This is a genomic window from Candidatus Oleimmundimicrobium sp., assembly GCF_030651595.1.
Taxonomy (GTDB): Bacteria; Actinomycetota; Aquicultoria; order UBA3085; family Oleimmundimicrobiaceae; genus JAUSCH01.
The window spans coordinates 1-1,558 of the sequence record NZ_JAUSCH010000036.1 but is presented as its reverse complement, the minus strand read 5'-3'; the positions used below and the strand labels follow the sequence as shown (position 1 = coordinate 1,558).

Sequence of the window (1,558 nt, the reverse complement as noted above, 5' to 3'; positions counted from 1 at the left end):
GACGAAGACATATATGTTCAGCTTGAAGCGGCGGCAGCACTTGCGGCATATAATGATCCAAATGCGTGGCAGTTCATAGAGAGCAAGCTTCGCAGCCCGGTTATGGCTGTACCGCTTGAAACACAGCTTGAAACAATCATTGTTGCGTCAGAAATACTACAGGAACGAAGCCAAAACTTATTGATTGAGGTACTTCAAGACAGCCGCCGCGACGGCGAACTGCGTGCAGGCGCGGCGTGGGCTTTAGGCCGGTTCGCTTCACCAGCTTCTGCGACGGCTCTTGTTAATACCTTTAACTCAAGCAGCGTAGAGATTAAAATTGAGGCCGCACGAGCACTGCTGGGTATTGCCGAACCGCAGAGGTTGCATTTGGTAGAGCTTCTAAAAAATATCGAACCAACTAAACGAGATGGAATATCATGGGTACTTGCCCGATCGGGTAAATTTGATCCGTCCGAGATAATTGCCGGTGCTGATGATAACTTGCGGAGATGGATAAGCTACATCATCGGCTATGGTAAAGAAAATTTTGCTCAAGCTGAAGTCGAAGCGATTTGCCATGCAGACTCAGAAGTCTACTTTGCTGCGAGTGTTCTGTGGCAAGTTCTCGCAAGCTGGGTATATGATTTGAAGGAATATTGATTATGAAAACCAGTCCTCTTTATAAAACCTCAAAAGGTGAAGCCTATGTAGGCGATTCGCTTGAACTTCTAACTGAATTGGCGACGAACAGTGTTGATCTCGTTATGACATCGCCGCCTTTTTCACTTCTGCGGCAAAAAAACTATGGGAATGTCGAAGAGACAAAGTATGTCGATTGGATAATGCCGTTTGGAAAAGAGATTTTCAGAGTTCTAAAGCAAACCGGTAGTTTAGTTCTCGACTTGGGAGGGGCATATCGTGCAGGCATTCCTTCACGGTCATTATATAACTTTCGTGTTTTGTTAGCTTTTTGTGATGAAATAGGCTTTCATTTGGCTGAAGATTTTTATTGGTTTAACCCCGCGAAGCTGCCATCGCCTATTGAATGGGTCAATAAGCGGAAAATAAGAGCCAAGGATTCTGTTAATACCGTATGGTGGTTCAGCAAAACTGAGTTCCCAAAGGCTGACGTACGGAAAGTATTATCGCCATATTCTGCCCGGATGAAAAAGCTTATTGAGGATCCTGAGAGTTTTTATAAGCCCCAGAAACGTCCTTCCGGTCACAGTATAAGCGCGGGATTTGGCATAGACAATGGGGGAGCGATTCCTTCCAACCTGTTGTCCATTCCAAACACGGATAGCAATTCAAACTATCTGCGACTGTGTAAAGAGCTGGAAATGACTCGCCACCCTGCGCGGTTTCCCGTGGAGCTTCCCTCGTTTTTTATAAAAATGCTAACTGATGAAACGGATGTTGTGCTTGACATATTCGGGGGCTCGAATACTACAGGTTATGCCGCCGAATCCCTAAACAGAAAATGGCTGACGTTTGAACTTGATAAGGAGTACCTCACTTCGTCTGTGTTTAGATTCCTTGACGGTTATGAACTTGATGAAATACGGGAAATATTGAC

Annotated in this window: 2 protein-coding genes; both read left to right on the top strand. The window is 45.2% G+C overall.

The window, feature by feature from the left end; genetic code table 11:
* Window positions 1-642 (top strand): HEAT repeat domain-containing protein (locus tag Q7U95_RS02730; RefSeq protein ID WP_308751743.1); only part of this gene is annotated, 642 nt, incomplete at its 5' end.
* Between the two features lie 2 nt (window positions 643-644).
* Window positions 645-1,558: site-specific DNA-methyltransferase (locus Q7U95_RS02725; protein WP_308751742.1), on the top strand; the 914-nt coding region annotated here is incomplete at its 3' end.